Genomic DNA, 15,336 nt, shown 5'->3' on the forward strand with positions numbered 1-15,336 from the left:
TATGGGCAAGTGCCGGTAAATAACGGTTTTCAGTGAGAGGCGGACACACCTCGCGACACAGTTCCTGGAGAAAAGCCGCCATCACCTAACTATGTACCGCTCTCTCCTGTTTGTTTTCGCTTGAAATCGGCCAACGACGCCATCGCACCAGAGCGATGCGCAGATCAACCGATAATCAAGAGAAGCAATTACATGCAATCGAACACTTCAAACCCACCGTCACCCTCCGAGGCTGAGTTACATGCAGGCCAACTGGAGGATTACGAACTTCTGCTCGCGGCCTTGCGCGAAACACCGGTAAACATTCTATGGCCCGTCTTGCCACTAAAACCTTATTCACCACTCACCAAGGTGAGCGCAGATGGATTAAAAGCGTTGTGGCAAGTGCTGCGCGATCGGGATTACATCGATATGTGCACAAAACTTGAAATAAAGCACGGCGATCTGTCCGTTGCGTTCAAGGAGGGCAAGTATGTCTATCAGGCCTGGAAGAACACAGGACATAAAGTCACGCTGGAGTTGACCGAGCACGCCAAATGGCAGCCGCTGAAACTGCGGATTGAGCGGGCAGCAGCATTACTGGGCGGAGTGTTGAATTCAAACCGCACCATTGGCTTAGAAAGAATGTGCGTCTTTTACGGTATTGCATTGACGTCGAGAGACCCGCAAATAGTTCAGGTCACGATAAAGGTCGTTCAGGACAGGATCGCCAGCCATCGTTTGAGACTGGAGGACGAGTTTGAAGCCCTTGATCTGAAGTCCCCTCCCACAGAAAAGGACCTGGAAACGTTCGCGACTATCCAACAAGCATTTCCTGGCACTCCAGTCGATACGCAGTTACTCCATAGCGGCCAGGTCCGCGGCGAAATAGTCGATGCGGTTAATCAATTTCTGCCGGAGAGCGTTACTTCACCGCTGGCGTACCTTGCCAAGGACGTTCTTTCTACTGCAACGATTGAACAAGTGCGCGCGACGCCGAGTGTATACCTCGAAAAAATCCTGCAGAGCGCGGAGGCTCAAAAACTAGGAAACACCTTACTGACGACAATGGATTGGTACGGAGGAAAAACCGGTGAAGAGACTTCGCCTTACATCCGTACCAGACTGATAGCCAATGCGCTGCAGTATTGGCTTTGTGCACAGACCCTGGATTCCAGCGATTTGATCGCCGGGTACAACTGGCGAAGTCGTTCGAACTGGGGAAAGAGCTACCAGGCAATCCGCGAGGCATTTGAATCCCATTTACTCACGTCAAAACTGGCATCGTCGGACAAAGAGGCCGTAGTCATTTCGCGATTGTTTTTGTCCCGGTTCCCCTTTGAGTTTCGTGTCCGGGACATTCCGGCAGATCTCGCTTACCGGAGCACGGTTGTCTGGGTCAACTTCCTCAACGGAGTCAATTTCGTCAAATCCGTCTCCCCCGAATTGCTGGACAGACTGAGCTTCCAGCAGTTGGTCAACTTGCCCATGTACCGAGCCGAAGTGGCAACCACGGAAGAATTGAACCTCCTCAGTTTCACCAGACTGCTTCCGACCCTGGATTGGGCTGTCACCCAAGGTTTCGTTTCGCAAAAAGACCTCAAGGACTACACACAAGCCGACATCGAACGAGCCTGCTCCGAACTGGAAAAACACTCGAACGAGGTCAATCAAGCGGTTATCCGAATCAATGAAGAGCCACCCAAACGGCTGGCCATCGCCAAGGCTGAAATCCAGACGCTGTTCGGAAACGAAGCGTTCAATACCGACGGGCGCAAACTGGCCAGGCATGACGAGTTGGCTTCGATCGGCTTTCGCGATCCACCGCCACTCAGGGGTAAGGAATACAAGTACTACTCGTTCACCGATGTCTTGGCGTCCGGCATGTTCGACGATCAGAAAATATGGTTTGTGACTGAAGCCGACGGCGAGACCTTAAGTACACAATGGGTCAGGATGGACAAGGACCGGTACTTAATAGCCGATCGGCCTTGGCCGGCTCCCGGCCCTAGCTTAGAAGGCCGTCAAAAAGTCCTGCCTCCGTTTACCAAAATCCCCGATATCCCTGCGCTGTTTGACGACGCCTTCAAGCGGCATCTGGAAAAGATCACAACGGCCTACCAGACATTGATCAGAACGCTGTTAACTTCACTTCCGCATGCCGACCGCCTGGCGCTGGAGATGGGTGAAGTCAAGATTTACAGCCTGCGCAAAGAAACCCGCAAAGTCGCCGCCAAAGACGAAACGCCCGACATTACGTTGCCGCTCAGAGCGCGCAACGGCGTGATACTGCAAGCGACCCAAACAAATGAGCCCACCGGGGACGAAGCCGCCGTTTCCGTCAGCACTTTTTACGAGCTTCTCCCGAAAGCCGGGGTGATACGTCGCCTCGAAAATTTTGATGCGACGTTGTTGATTCCCCGGATCGGGGCGATGGCAACCACCTCCAATGGGGCCTATGTCGATGTTATCCGCGACCGGCATTTACCCTTCGACTGGGACGCACATTCGACCGGTACCCTGCCCAAGGCAACAGCCTTCTGCGAAGCCATCATCGATCAGCTGCCGCCGACTATCAGCGCAAGTTCAGGGGTTACAGAGCAGCATCGACGTGCCCCATTGACCCTGTCGTCCAGCCGTTCACTGGCGATCAGCCGACACATTGCGACCGAACTACCGTTTGTTGACCCGCAAGAGTTGCGCACGTTTGCGAAGGGGCAGACCAAGTTTGAACTTGAGGAAGCTCAACGTAAAAAGATATTCACGATCGCAAAGATGTTTGTACCGTTCTGGGGTCCTGTCGAAGACTTGATGTCAGGTGACAAGAACCGCATCGCGCTGGGGATAGTCGGCCTGTTTTTTGACGTGATTTCGTTCGCGATCCCCATCGGAAAATTCGCCACGGGTTCGGTACGACTGATCAGCACCGCAGGCCGGCTGGCCACACGCACAACGCTTCCATCATTTACAACGCTGACAAAAACGTTGCTGGTATCGACGTTGAGAGCATTGAACCCGCTTGAGATTATTCCGGCGCTGCTCAAAATCCTGGGTAAATCGGTGCGATACATTTATAAAACTGTCACGTTCGAATTTAACGAACTCGTGGGGAAAATCCGCTACTACGAGTACGTGCGCAGCTTGCCTCAGTTGAGTGATGCCGGACGCTGGAAGCCTGCAACGCTGGGAGATCAGCTAGCCAGCATCAAAGGCATAGATGATGTGCCAATTCGCAACATCGGCGCCTCTGGCAAGACCGACTTGCGCCTGGTCGATCCATTGTCCTCCAAGCCCTATGGCCCGTCGTTGACCACCCGCGCCAGTGACTTCTCGCCCGGGCAATCGCACTACAGCACCCTGGAAAGCCGCAACCAACAATCAGTTGTGGAGCTAGCCAAGACTCGCCACGTACGCGAAGTGCTTGAAGTGGACGGCCGAACCACGCTGTTCATCGATGACGTACCGTACCGGCTGGAGGGTGACACGCTACGCCGCGCTGACTTGATTGACACGAGTGATTCGCTGAAGGCGATACCTTGCCGGCCACGTCGCGCACCGGGAGCAGACGTGTGCACGACCCGCTATGTGACACGAGCCCCGGCCCCGACACCCGCGGTTGGCACCTTCGATGAAACCAAAGGATGGGCCACCTGGTTTGGCGACAGCATTTACACACCTGGCACTGCGGGCGCCCCCCTGACAAAGGCTTCGCTGGCCACTCACACAACACTCGACGCGACGATGGAGTTCCGCAAAGGCATTTACGGGCGTGTCAGAGTCAACGTGACCGAAAAAGGTGTGACCGATACCTTCCACTCCGGTGCCATCATCGTGGACTCCGTAGACGGTTCGAAACGGTATGTTTTCACACGTCTTGATGCGGGGGATTTTTACGTTGCCGAACTGGCAAAAGGGCAAAGCCTGCGTAACGCACTGACTTTCAAGCAAGCGTCAACCTTGCCCGCCGAACTGCGGCACGAGTTGATGGTGGTGTACACCGGTTCGTTGAATGCCAACAACATGGCGAGGATTTACGGTGTGACTCTCGTTGAGCGCGCCATCAGAGCGATGGACAAGATCGCCATACCTATCGGCGGCCACACCAATCCGCCCAATACACTCAAGTTGATCAAGGTCGATACCAGCCCCGGCGAGGCCGTGCTGTTCGATCACTCGACCAGAATGATCGTCAGGCACTCCACCGATGGCGCAACGACCTGGTCGGCGTCCAGGTATGCTCCGGAAAGTGTCCGTGAAACGACAGCGAAAGTATTCAATGCACTGTTTCAGAGACCCGCCATCACCCTGGAACCGGCGGTTCTGGGTGGGCCCAGGGCGTTGAAAATCGATGGCGCCATGCTGGAATTACAGCAACGCATCAGCAACATTCATAAGAGTGAATTGGGCAAGCTGCGCAATGTTGCATTCGCGGAAATCAAGACAAGACAGGGCATTCGGGAGGTTTATGTCAGCGTTTCCGGCAGACAGGGTGACACCGCTTACCTGCCATTGTTTGAGAGAAACAGAGGCTCGAGAGAGGTGATCGACGAAGGTACGAGTTACTTCAACATCGATCACGGTGCCAACTTCCCGCAGACATCGCTGAACGTCTCCGCTTCTGGCAAGTTGCGAGCGATTCCGCACACGATCAAAGACATCGAGAAATACACCCCCGAACTCACCCAACGCCCTACTTCACTGGACACCGAGAGCAAACTCATCAGCGTCATACGCCAGAAATATCCTGACCCTCAGGAGCTTGAGTCCATCACCATCGCCACCACCCTGCCCCCCTGCGACTCGTGCTCAGTCGTCATGAAGCAATTCGGTTATGACGGCAATCCCGAGGCGTTGAACGTGATCTGGGGTTAACCGCGAGGCACTGATCAGTGCTGCTGCAAATGCCCGTACAGCTTGGCGTACAAACCACCCTCGGCAATCAGTTGCTGATGGTCGCCATCCTCGGCAATTTGCCCGCCGTCGAATACCAGCACCCGGTCGGCCTGTTTAACGGCGGACAACCGGTGCGCAATGATCAGCGTGGTGCGGTGGCTCAGGAACCGCGCCAGTGCCTGGTGCAGGTTGTATTCGGTGGCGGCATCCAGCGCTGAAGTGGCCTCGTCGAGGATCACCACTTTCGGTTCGGCCAGCACCATCCGTGCAATTGCCAGGCGTTGGCGCTGACCGCCGGACAAGCGCACGCCGGAACGTCCGACGATACTGTCCAGGCCGTTGGGCAATTCCCGAACCGTGTTGTGCAGCTGCGCAATTTCCAGTGCCTGCCAGCAGGCTTCGTCACTGCGCTCACGGCCCATGGTCAGGTTGGCGCGGATGGTGTCGTTGAACAGCGCCGGATGCTGCAGGACCACCGCTACGTTTTCACGCACCGTTTCCAGGCCGATGTCCTGCTGGGTCGAACCGCCGAAGCGGATGGTTCCGGCCAAGGGCGTGTAAAGGCCCAGCAGCAATTGCACCAACGTACTTTTGCCGCCGCCACTGGCACCGACAATCGCTACTTTTTCACCGGGAGCGATGGACAGGTTCATCTGGTTCAACACCAGTTCGTCGCCGTAACCGAAACTCAATCCCTGGACTTCGATACCCACGGTTTCGCGACCGTTGAACGGGTCGACCCCGCCCGGGTACTCAGGCTCATCGGCCCTTGCCAACAACTCATTGATTCGCGACAGCGCACCACCGGCGGCGTAATAGGCGTATTGCAGATTCAGCAGCTGTTCCACCGGACCGATCATGAACCACAAGTAACTGAACACCGCGAGCATCTGGCCGATGGACAGGTCGGAAAACAATACGGTGAGCATCGCCGCGGCGCGGAAAATATCGATGCCGAACTGGAACAGCAAACCGCTGGCCCGGTTCGAGGCATCGGTTTTCCACTGGGAGTTCACCGCGTAATCGCGCACCTCCCGCGCACGTTGGCCGAGACGCCCGAGGAAAAAGCCCTGACGATTGCCGGCACGCACTTCCTGGATGGCATCGAGGGTTTCGGTCAACGCTTGAGTGAAGCGCGAGGTGCTGTCGTTCTCGAGTTTTTTCAGGTGCTTGACCCGCTTGCCCAGCAGCACCGTGGCATAGATCACCAGCGGGTTGAACAGCATGATCAGCAGCGCCAGCTTCCAGTGCATCCAGATCAGGATGCTCGCGGTGCCGATCAGGGTCAGCATGGCCACGAGGAACCGGCTGAGGGTTTCGCCGACGAATTTGTCCACCGTGTCCAGGTCAGTAACCAGGTGCGTGGTTACCGTGCCGCTGCCCAGGCTTTCGTATTCGCCCAGCGAGATGCGCTTGAGGCGCTCGATCAGCCGCAGGCGGATGCGGTACACGATGTCTTTGGCCAGTGCCGCGAACAACTTGGCCTGCACCACGTTGAACAACAAGGCACCGCAGCGCAGCAACAAGGTCACCAGCAGCATCAGGCCGATGTACCCCGCCGCTTTCTGCCAGCCTTCGGGCAGTGCGTGGTTCATGACTTTCAGCGCGGCGTCGCCATGGCCCAGCAGCACTTCGTCCACCAGCAAGGGCAAGAGCAAAGGAATCGGCACGCTGCACAACGTCGCCAGCACGGCCACGCCGTTGGCGATCCACAGGGATTTCTTGTGATGCAGGGCCAGGCGGCGGATTTCCGCCCAGCTCAGACGGTCGACACGTGCAGCGGTGGGGGCGTCGTCGGGCAGATCATGCACAGGCAGCGCGCTCCAGCCAGCGGCCGAGCAGCGGTGACAATACGCTGAGAGGCTGATAGCCATTGGTCAACAACGCCAATTGACCATCACGCTCTGCCAGCAAGGTGGGGAAACCGGCGATGCCGAGGTCCTGCACCCAAGTGAAATCGGCCGCAGTCGCGGCATGTTGATCGGCGCGGTCGAACGCGGCTGCGAACTCGATGCGCGGCAAACCGGCTTGCTCCGCCAGTTCCACCAGCACACTGGCGTGGGTGACATCGCGCCCTTCTGCGTAAAACGCATGCTGGATCAGACCAAGCAGTTTCCACGCGCAATCCGGCGCCAGGCTGCGCGCCGTCACCAACGCCCGACAGGCCGGCTCGGTGTCGTACACAAAACCGTCGGGCAATGCGCCTTCGATCTTGAACGGTTGACCGGTGGCCTCGGTGACCGCCTGCCAATGTTCAAGAATGTAGCGCCGGGTGGTCGGCTCCAGCGCCGAACCACTGCCGGTGCGCAAACCGCCCACAATCAAATGCACGTCCACACCCGCCGCCTGCGCCTGCTCGACCAACGCATTGGCCACCGGCGCAAAGCCCCAGCACCAGGAACACATCGGGTCCATCACATAGAGCAGGCGGCGTGCAGACATGGTTCAAGCCTCGGAAGGGGTTTGCTTGTAGTTGTAGCCGATCGGGTGCGGCATGTTGCGAGCCTTGGCCAGTTCGATCTGCTTCTGCCGATCGATGGCACTGCGACGGGTCTTCTCGCTCAGCTTATCCCAGCAATGCGGGCAGCTGATGCCGGCCACATAGTGCTCGGACGCGCGGTCTTCAACACTAACCGGTGTACGACAGGCGTGACATTGATCGTAGTCACCTTCACTGAGGTCATGACGAACGGTCACGCGGTTATCGAACACGAAGCAGTCGCCCTGCCATTTGGTTTCTTCCTGCGGCACCTCTTCGAGGTACTTCAGAATGCCGCCCTTGAGGTGGTAGACCTCATCGAAACCCTGGCTGAGCATGTAACTCGAAGCCTTTTCACAACGAATGCCGCCGGTGCAGAACATCGCGACTTTCTTGTGCACGGCCGGGTCGAAGTTGGCTTTGATGTAGTCGGGGAATTCGCGAAAACTGGTGGTTTTCGGATCGATGGCGCCTTCGAAGGTGCCGATCGAGACTTCGTAATCGTTGCGGGTGTCGATCAACAGTACTTCCGGATCGCTGATCAGCGCGTTCCAGTTTTCTGGATCAACGTAGGTGCCGACCTTTTTGTTCGGGTCCACGCCTTCGACGCCGAGGGTGACGATTTCTTTCTTGAGTTTGACTTTGGTGCGATAGAACGGCTGATCGTCGCAGTACGACTCTTTGTGGTCGATGTCGTCCATGCGCGGGTCGTTCTTGAGCCAGGCCATCAGCCCGTCGATGCCTTCACGGCTGCCGGACACGGTGCCGTTGATGCCTTCTTCGGCGATCAGCAGTGTGCCTTTGATGCCGTTGTCGACCATGGCCTGCAGCAGCGGCTCGCGCAGGTCGACGTAGTTTTCCAGGGTGACGAACTTATACAGTGCCGCCACGACAATCTGTTGTGTCATGGGTGATTCTCCAGGTGGCTACCCTCGTAAGGGGTGAACCGGATGCGAAAAAAAACGCGCCGGGTAAGCGGCGCGTTGCGGATTCTAGCAAAAATAAACGCTCCTCTGTAGGAGCCGGCTTGCCGGCGATGGCAATCTCGAGGACGCCATCGCCGGCGAGCCGGCTCCTACAAGGGGCGGGACATCAATGCGAGCCGCCAGCACAGGTCGGCGAGGCCGGAGCCGTGTCGATCTGTGCCCATTCCTCAGGCGTGTAGGTATGCAGCGCCAACGCATGGAACTCGCCCATCAGCTCGCCGAGCGTGCCGTAGACTTTCTGGTGACGCTTGACGCGGTTGAGCCCTTCGAACTGCTGGCTGACTACCACGGCCTTGTAATGGGTCTGCAACCCACGACTGTGCATATGGCTTTCATCCAGCACTTGCAGGTGCTCGGGCTGTAACAGCCCCAGCGTCGATTCGATGCGTTGTTGCATGGTCATACCGAACTCCGCTTAAGGCTTTTTCTTGGCAGCAGGTGCAGCGGCGTTAGCCTTAGGGTCCAGCTCGTTGGTCATGTCAGCCAACAGCTTGTTGACCACTGGCACGGCGCTTTCGAGCTTGGCCTGGGTCATCTGGGCCGATTGCTGGGTCAGCTGCGGCATTTTTTCCAGGACTTTCTTGCCCAGTGGCGACTGGTAGAACGCGACCAGGTCTTTCAGCTCGGATTCGCTGAAGTTGGAGGTGTACAGCTTGACCATGTCCGGCTTCAGCTTGTTCCAGCCAATGGCTTGGTCCAGGGCGGCGTTGGCTTTGGCCTGGTAGGTTTCCAGCAAGGCTTTTTTCGATTCAGGGGCTTTGGTCTGTTCAAAGCGCTGAGCGAACATTTGCTGCACTTGCATGTACACCGGAGTGCCCAATTTGTCAGCGTGCGCCAGGGTCAGGAAAGCTTCGGCACTGGCGTTGTGGCTGGCGGTATCGGCAAAAACAGGGCCGCTGGCGCAAACCAGTGCAACCGCGGTACAGATGGCACGAAGACGAGTCATCGAGTTTCCTTTTCTAGCAGGCGAGGTAAAACCCCAAGGGCGTCCATTCTGCGCCTAAAAAAGTGTGTCGCTCAACCCCAAGCCTTGTCGTGCCTGAATTAGAGGGGTTGAATGGTCAAAATACTGACCGATGGAACCACGGCCGGCGATCACGGCCTAAACTGCGCTATCAGACTGACAGGAGTGTGCATGATGAGCCGTATCGAAACCGACAGCCTTGGCCAGGTGGAAGTGCCGGATGAGGCCTACTGGGGCGCTCAGACGCAACGCTCGCTGATTAACTTCGCCATCGGCAACGAGCGCATGCCGCTGGCGGTGCTGCATGGGCTGGCGCTGATCAAGAAAGCCGCGGCGCGGGTCAATGACCGCAACGGCGACCTGCCCGCCGACATTGCCCGGCTGATCGAACAGGCCGCCGACGAAGTGCTCGACGGCAAACACGACGACCAGTTCCCGCTGGTGGTCTGGCAGACCGGCAGCGGCACCCAGAGCAACATGAACGTCAACGAAGTGATCGCCGGGCGCGCCAACGAACTGGCCGGCAACCCGCGCGGCGGCAAGGTGCCGGTGCACCCCAACGATCACGTCAACCGCTCGCAGAGCTCCAACGACTGCTTCCCCACCGCGATGCACATCGCCGCCGCGCAGGCGGTGCAGAACCATTTGCTGCCGGCGATCAGCGAACTGTCGGGCGGTCTGGCCGAGCTGTCCGCGCGACACATGAAGCTGGTGAAGACCGGCCGCACCCACATGATGGATGCGACGCCGATCACCTTCGGCCAGGAACTCTCGGCGTACATCGCACAACTGGATTACGCCGAACGAGCGATCCGCAGCGCCCTGCCCGATGTGTGTGAACTGGCCCAGGGTGGCACCGCCGTCGGCACCGGGCTGAATTCGCCGCACGGTTTTGGCGAAGCGATTGCCTCCGAGCTGGCTGCGCTCTCCGGCCTGCCGTTTGTCACTGCACCGAACAAATTCGCCGCATTGGCAGGGCATGAACCGCTGACCACGCTGTCCGGCGCGCTGAAAACCCTCGCCGTGACCCTGATGAAAATCGCCAACGACCTGCGCTTGCTGGGTTCCGGGCCACGTGCCGGTTTCGCCGAAGTGAAATTGCCGGCCAACGAACCCGGCAGTTCGATCATGCCCGGCAAGGTCAACCCGACTCAGTGCGAAGCCCTGTCGATGCTCGCATGCCAGGTGTTGGGCAACGACGTGGCCATCGGCTTCGCCGCGAGTCAGGGGCATCTGCAACTGAACGTGTTCAAACCGGTGATCATCCACAACCTGCTGCAATCGATCCGCTTGCTGGGCGATGGCTGCAGCAACTTCCAGCAGCATTGCATCGCCGGCCTGGAACCGGATGCCGAGAAAATGGCCGAGCATCTGGAGCGTGGGTTGATGCTGGTGACGGCGCTGAACCCGCATATCGGTTACGACAAGTCGGCGGAAATTGCCAAGAAGGCCTATGCCGAAGGGCTGACGTTGCGGGAGGCGGCGTTGCAGTTGGGGTATCTGACCGATGAACAGTTTGATGCGTGGGTGCGGCCGGAGAATATGCTGGAGGCTGGGGCCAAGGGTTAAATTTTTCAGCGCCTGACAGTCCGTCATCGCGAGCAAGCTTGCTCCTACAAGTTATGTGTCGGTCGCAGATTTTGTGATCGACACAAACCTTGTAGGAGCGAGGCTTGCCCGCGAAGAACGATAACGCGGTCTAACTGGCCGCCATCCGAACCTTCCGCGCCTTGAGCCCCGCAATCAACGAAGGCCCCAACGCCACCAGCGCCGACCCCAGCACCACCAGCACCGCCCCGCCATACCCCAGGCCATTGATCGTTTCGGCATGCACATACTCCGGCCATAACCAGGCCGCCATGGCCACCGCCGCGAACGTCACCAACGGCGTGATCGCCAGCGTTGCACTCACCCGCGAGGCTTCCCAGTGCGCCAGCGCTTCGGCAAATGCGCCATACGCAATCAGGGTGTTCATGCAGCAAGCCAGCAACAGCCAGCCTTGCAACGGATTCAGCTGCAGCGCTTCCAGCGGGTGCACCCACGGGGTCAGCAACAACCCGCAGAACAGGTAAATCACCATCATCACCTGCAACGAATTCCACACCGTCAGCAACTGCTTCTGCCCCAGGGCATAGAACGTCCAGACCGTGGACGCCAACAACACCAGCAGCACACCCGCCGTGTAGTCGCTCAGCGAGGTGAACAACTCAACCAGACGCTGGTTGAAAAACAGTCCGAAACCAATCAGCAACACCAGCAGGCCAATCCCCTGCCCCACGCTGAAGCGTTCCTTGAACACAAACAGGCTGGCGATCAGCAACATGATCGGGCCCATCTGCACCACCAATTGCGCCGTGCCAGGGCTGAGCAGATTCAAGCCCATCAAGTACAGGATGTAGTTGCCCACCAGACCGAGCACCGCCATCACCACCAGCCAGCCACCGCGCGGGCCGAGCACTTTGCGGCTCGGCAGGCGTCGGGTCGCTGCCAGGTAAATGAACAGGCAGCCGCCGGACACCATCAGGCGAAACCAGGTCACCGTGACCGGGTCCATCACCAGCAGCACTTGCTTGAGCTTGATCGGCAGGATTCCCCACAAAAACGCAGTCAACAAGGCCAGGAACAAACCATAAACCCAGCGACCCGATGAAATGTGCATGCGTACCTCAAAGCCAGATGGCAAGAGCCGTCATTCTAGGCTCAGCGGTGCCTGGTACACAGGGACAGTTGGCTGCCGGACGCAAATGAAACTGTGCGGGTCGCAGCAATAAATTGGCGATGTGCCGCTGATCGGCTGGCCAGGCGTTGCAAGTGGTTCATGCATAAGCTCATTGGATCCGCCAACAGCCCCCCCTTCAGGAGACCGCCATGTACGGCATGCGCGCCCAGGACAACGCCCCCGCCGTGCACTTTCGCAGTGACCGGATGTGTCGGGTGAATGGAGAGTTGTATTTCAGTACCCGGGAAAACACCCTGGAGGGGCCGTTTGAAAACCCGGAGGCGGCTGCGCGGGAGATTGAGGCTTACATCGCGCGGATGCAGCTTTTGAGCGCCCGTCGATAGACCGAAGCGGTGCCTTCGCGATCCGACTTGCCCGCGAAGGCGATCTGACTGACTTAACGCACCGCTTCAAACAACCCGGTCGCGCCCATCCCGCCACCCACGCACATGGTGACGATGCCGTAGCGCAAATTACGTCGCTGCAATTCCCGCACAAGATGCCCGACCTGACGCGACCCGGTCATGCCGAACGGGTGACCGATGGAAATCGAGCCGCCATTGACGTTGTACTTCTCGTTATCGATCCCCAGCCGGTTGCGGCTGTACAGGCATTGCGAGGCGAACGCTTCGTTGAGTTCCCACAGGTCAATGTCGGCCACCTGCAAACCCTTGGCCTTGAGCAGCTTCGGCACCGAAAACACCGGGCCGATGCCCATTTCATCCGGCTCGCAACCCGCCACGGTGAAACCACGGAAGAACGCCTTCGGCTTCAACCCCAGTTCCAGCGCTTTTTCCAGGCTCATCACCAGGGTCATGGACGCACCGTCGGACAGCTGCGACGAGTTGCCCGCCGTCACCGAACCGTCTTCGGCAAACACCGGCTTCAACCCCGCCAGACTTTCCAGGGTGGTGTCCGGACGGTTGCAGTCGTCGCGGTCAACGACGCCATCGAGGATCTGCACCTGCCCGGTGGCCTTGTCTTCAACGCGATACTTCACCGCCATTGGCACGATTTCGTCGTCGAACAACCCGGCGGCCTGCGCCTGAGCCGTGCGCTGCTGACTTTGCAGCGCGTACAGGTCCTGTTCTTCGCGGCTGACGTTGTAACGACGCGCAACGATTTCGGCGGTCTGGCCCATGGGGAAGTAGATGCCCGGCACCTGTTCTTTCAGCAGCGGGTTGATCAGGTTGTCGGTGTTGACGCTTTTCATGGTCAGGCTGATGGATTCGACACCACCGGCGACGATGATGTCGCTGCAGCCCGAAGCGATCTGGTTGGCAGCGATGGCAATCGCCTGCAAGCCCGATGAGCAGAAACGGTTGAGGGTCATGCCGGCGGTGCCGGTGCCCAGGCGCGACAGCACCGCGACGTTGCGACCGATGTTGTAGCCCTGGGCGCCTTCGTTGGAGCCGGCGCCGACGATGCAATCCTCGACGCTGGCCGGGTCGATGCCCGAGCGCGCCAGCAGTGCATTGACGCAGTGGGCCGCCATGTCGTCCGGACGGGTCTGGTTGAACTTGCCGCGAAAGGACTTGGCCAGGCCGGTCCGCACGCTGTCGACGATCACCACTTCACGCATGGCATACCTCATTATTGTTGTCGGTTGAGAGTGGATCGAGCATAAGTCCAGCCGTGACCGGTCGCGACAATCATTCACCCCGCGTATGCGTCACCATCGGTTCAAGTCTTGGGCTTTTTCAGTTTCTTTTCATGCTTGTCGGACTTTTCGAACGCCGCTTCCAGCGCCTGGTTGAGCGTGCGCAAAACCTTGACCCGGGCCCAGCGCTTGTCGTTGGCTTCCACCAGCGTCCAGGGGGAAATTTCGGTGCTGGTACGGTCGACCATGTCGCCGACCGCGGCGCGATAGGCCTCCCACTTATCCCGGTTGCGCCAGTCGTCTTCGGTGATTTTGAAGCGCTTGAAAGGGATCTGTTCGCGCTCTTCGAAGCGCTCCAGTTGTGTCTGTTTGTCGATGGCCAGCCAGAACTTGACCACGATCACTCCGGCATCGGCGATCTGCTCTTCGAAGTCGTTGATTTCACCGTAGGCGCGCAGCCAGTCGGCCGGGCTGCAAAAGCCTTCGATACGCTCCACCAGTACCCGGCCATACCAGGAACGGTCGAACACGGTGAATTTGGCCCGCGCCGGAATATGTCGCCAGAAACGCCACAAGTACGGATGCGCCCGCTCCTCTTCGGTGGGCGCAGCAATCGGCACGATGCTGTATTGCCGAGGATCGAGCGCGGCGGCCACCCGGCGGATCGCCCCGCCCTTGCCGGCCGCGTCGTTGCCTTCGAACACGGCGATCAAGGCGTGCCGGCGCATGCGTTTGTCACGCATCAAGCCGGAAAAACGCGCCTGTTCGGTGATCAGTTGCTCTTCGTAGTCTTCCTTTTCCAGGCGTTGGTTCAGGTCGAGGCTGTCGAGCAGGTTCACCAGATCGACACTGCTGGCCAATGGCGCGGCGCTGACTTTATCCGGGTGAATCTTCGGTCTTTTCAACGCGCCTTGCAGGCCTTCAAGCAGAATCTTGCCGACCGCCAGGCTCCGATAGCGCGGGTCCATCCCGGCGATCACATGCCACGGCGCATAGTCGCGGCTGGTGCGGCGCAGAATGCGTTCGCCATACTTGACGAACTTGTCGTAAGTCTCCGATTGCTGCCAGTCCAGCGGGCTGATGCGCCAACTGTGCAGCGGGTCGTCGGCCAGGGCCTTGAGGCGGTCCTTCATTTGCTTCTTGGAAAGGTGGAACCAGAACTTGAAGATCAGCGCGCCTTCGTCGCACAACATCTTTTCCAGGCGTTCGGCACCGTTGATGCTCTGATCGAACCGGGGTTCCTTGATCACGCCATGAACCCGGGCCTGCAACATCTGGCTGTACCAGTTACCAAAGAAGATGCCCATGCGGCCCTTGGCCGGAAGCATCCGCCAGTAGCGCCAGGCCGGTGGTCGCGCCAGTTCTTCGTCGGTCTGCTGATCGAACGTACGGACCTCGATCAGGCGCGGGTCCATCCACTCGTTGAGCAGCTTCACGGTCTCGCCCTTGCCGGCACCTTCGATGCCGTTGATCAAAATGATCACCGGAAAGCGTTTTTGCTGCTGAAGTTCGAACTGCGCCTCGAGCAACGCTTCACGCAGCGCCGGCACTTCGGCTTCATAGGTTTCTTTGTCGATGACGTGACCGATTTCAGCAGATTCGAACATGGGGCGGCTCCTTCCAGGATTGAACAAGACTAGCGGATTGACCTCTCCTGCGTGGGAGAAATCCCATTTTCACTGCCTGGCCCGATCCGGACGTTGCCATGGATCAAGC

11 protein-coding genes are annotated in these 15,336 nt (G+C 58.6%); 3 read left to right on the top strand and 8 right to left on the bottom strand.

What is annotated here, in order from left to right; translation table 11 throughout:
• Positions 1-192 precede the first annotated feature (192 nt).
• Positions 193-4,851 (top strand): deaminase domain-containing protein, encoded by a 4,659-nt coding sequence (locus IB245_RS14045; RefSeq protein ID WP_192227882.1) that lies wholly within the window; start codon positions 193-195, stop codon positions 4,849-4,851.
• A 14-nt stretch (positions 4,852-4,865) separates the two neighbouring features.
• On the opposite strand, the gene IB245_RS14050 is transcribed toward IB245_RS14045, so the two are convergent.
• From IB245_RS14050 to IB245_RS14070, 5 genes are all read right to left on the bottom strand, one after another.
• Complete coding sequence (locus IB245_RS14050; protein WP_008040921.1) at positions 4,866-6,683, bottom strand: ABC transporter ATP-binding protein; 1,818 nt, start codon at positions 6,681-6,683, stop codon at positions 4,866-4,868.
• Entirely contained in the window at positions 6,676-7,314 is a 639-nt protein-coding gene (locus IB245_RS14055; protein ID WP_008035678.1) for a DsbA family protein, read from the bottom strand. Before IB245_RS14055 ends, IB245_RS14050 begins: the two co-directional genes overlap by 8 nt.
• A gap of 3 nt (positions 7,315-7,317) precedes the next feature.
• Positions 7,318-8,259, bottom strand: coding sequence for a rhodanese-related sulfurtransferase (locus IB245_RS14060; protein WP_008035679.1), 942 nt, complete (start codon positions 8,257-8,259; stop codon positions 7,318-7,320).
• Positions 8,260-8,443: 184 nt separating this feature from the next.
• Complete coding sequence (locus IB245_RS14065) at positions 8,444-8,740, bottom strand: BolA family protein (RefSeq protein ID WP_008035680.1); 297 nt, start codon at positions 8,738-8,740, stop codon at positions 8,444-8,446.
• 12 nt (positions 8,741-8,752) lie between these two features.
• Entirely contained in the window at positions 8,753-9,283 is a 531-nt protein-coding gene (locus IB245_RS14070; protein ID WP_008035681.1) for a DUF2059 domain-containing protein, read from the bottom strand.
• 192 nt (positions 9,284-9,475) lie between these two features.
• On the opposite strand from IB245_RS14070, the gene IB245_RS14075 reads away from it, so the two are divergent.
• A complete protein-coding gene (locus IB245_RS14075) occupies positions 9,476-10,870 on the top strand; it encodes a class II fumarate hydratase (RefSeq protein ID WP_032829261.1) in 1,395 nt (464 codons plus the stop codon).
• Positions 10,871-11,000: 130 nt separating this feature from the next.
• Here IB245_RS14075 and IB245_RS14080 read toward each other — a convergent pair whose 3' ends face one another.
• A complete protein-coding gene (locus IB245_RS14080) occupies positions 11,001-11,960 on the bottom strand; it encodes a DMT family transporter (RefSeq protein WP_008035685.1) in 960 nt (319 codons plus the stop codon).
• A gap of 209 nt (positions 11,961-12,169) precedes the next feature.
• Here IB245_RS14080 and IB245_RS14085 point away from each other — a divergent pair, with 209 nt between their 5' ends.
• The gene (locus IB245_RS14085; RefSeq protein WP_192227883.1) at positions 12,170-12,364 is read left to right on the top strand and encodes a DUF6316 family protein; all 195 of its coding nucleotides are present in this window, start codon (positions 12,170-12,172) and stop codon (positions 12,362-12,364) included.
• A 53-nt stretch (positions 12,365-12,417) separates the two neighbouring features.
• Here IB245_RS14085 and IB245_RS14090 read toward each other — a convergent pair whose 3' ends face one another.
• Positions 12,418-13,602 (bottom strand): thiolase family protein, encoded by a 1,185-nt coding sequence (locus IB245_RS14090; protein ID WP_192227884.1) that lies wholly within the window; start codon positions 13,600-13,602, stop codon positions 12,418-12,420.
• A 101-nt stretch (positions 13,603-13,703) separates the two neighbouring features.
• The gene (pap, locus tag IB245_RS14095) at positions 13,704-15,227 is read right to left on the bottom strand and encodes a polyphosphate:AMP phosphotransferase (protein ID WP_192227885.1); all 1,524 of its coding nucleotides are present in this window, start codon (positions 15,225-15,227) and stop codon (positions 13,704-13,706) included.
• Positions 15,228-15,336 lie beyond the last annotated feature (109 nt).

The sequence above is a fragment of the Pseudomonas sp. PDM02 genome, assembly GCF_014852285.1.
Classification (GTDB): domain Bacteria; phylum Pseudomonadota; class Gammaproteobacteria; order Pseudomonadales; family Pseudomonadaceae; genus Aquipseudomonas; species Aquipseudomonas migulae.

Coding starts and splice junctions, on each gene's coding strand:
- IB245_RS14045 (WP_192227882.1), top strand. CDS start 193: ATGCAATCGAACACTTCAAACCCACCGTCACCCTCCGAGGCTGAGTTA.
- IB245_RS14055 (WP_008035678.1), bottom strand. CDS start 7,314: ATGTCTGCACGCCGCCTGCTCTATGTGATGGACCCGATGTGTTCCTGG.
- IB245_RS14060 (WP_008035679.1), bottom strand. CDS start 8,259: ATGACACAACAGATTGTCGTGGCGGCACTGTATAAGTTCGTCACCCTG.
- IB245_RS14065 (WP_008035680.1), bottom strand. CDS start 8,740: ATGACCATGCAACAACGCATCGAATCGACGCTGGGGCTGTTACAGCCC.
- IB245_RS14070 (WP_008035681.1), bottom strand. CDS start 9,283: ATGACTCGTCTTCGTGCCATCTGTACCGCGGTTGCACTGGTTTGCGCC.
- IB245_RS14075 (WP_032829261.1), top strand. CDS start 9,476: ATGAGCCGTATCGAAACCGACAGCCTTGGCCAGGTGGAAGTGCCGGAT.
- IB245_RS14080 (WP_008035685.1), bottom strand. CDS start 11,960: ATGCACATTTCATCGGGTCGCTGGGTTTATGGTTTGTTCCTGGCCTTG.
- IB245_RS14085 (WP_192227883.1), top strand. CDS start 12,170: ATGTACGGCATGCGCGCCCAGGACAACGCCCCCGCCGTGCACTTTCGC.
- IB245_RS14090 (WP_192227884.1), bottom strand. CDS start 13,602: ATGCGTGAAGTGGTGATCGTCGACAGCGTGCGGACCGGCCTGGCCAAG.
- pap (WP_192227885.1), bottom strand. CDS start 15,227: ATGTTCGAATCTGCTGAAATCGGTCACGTCATCGACAAAGAAACCTAT.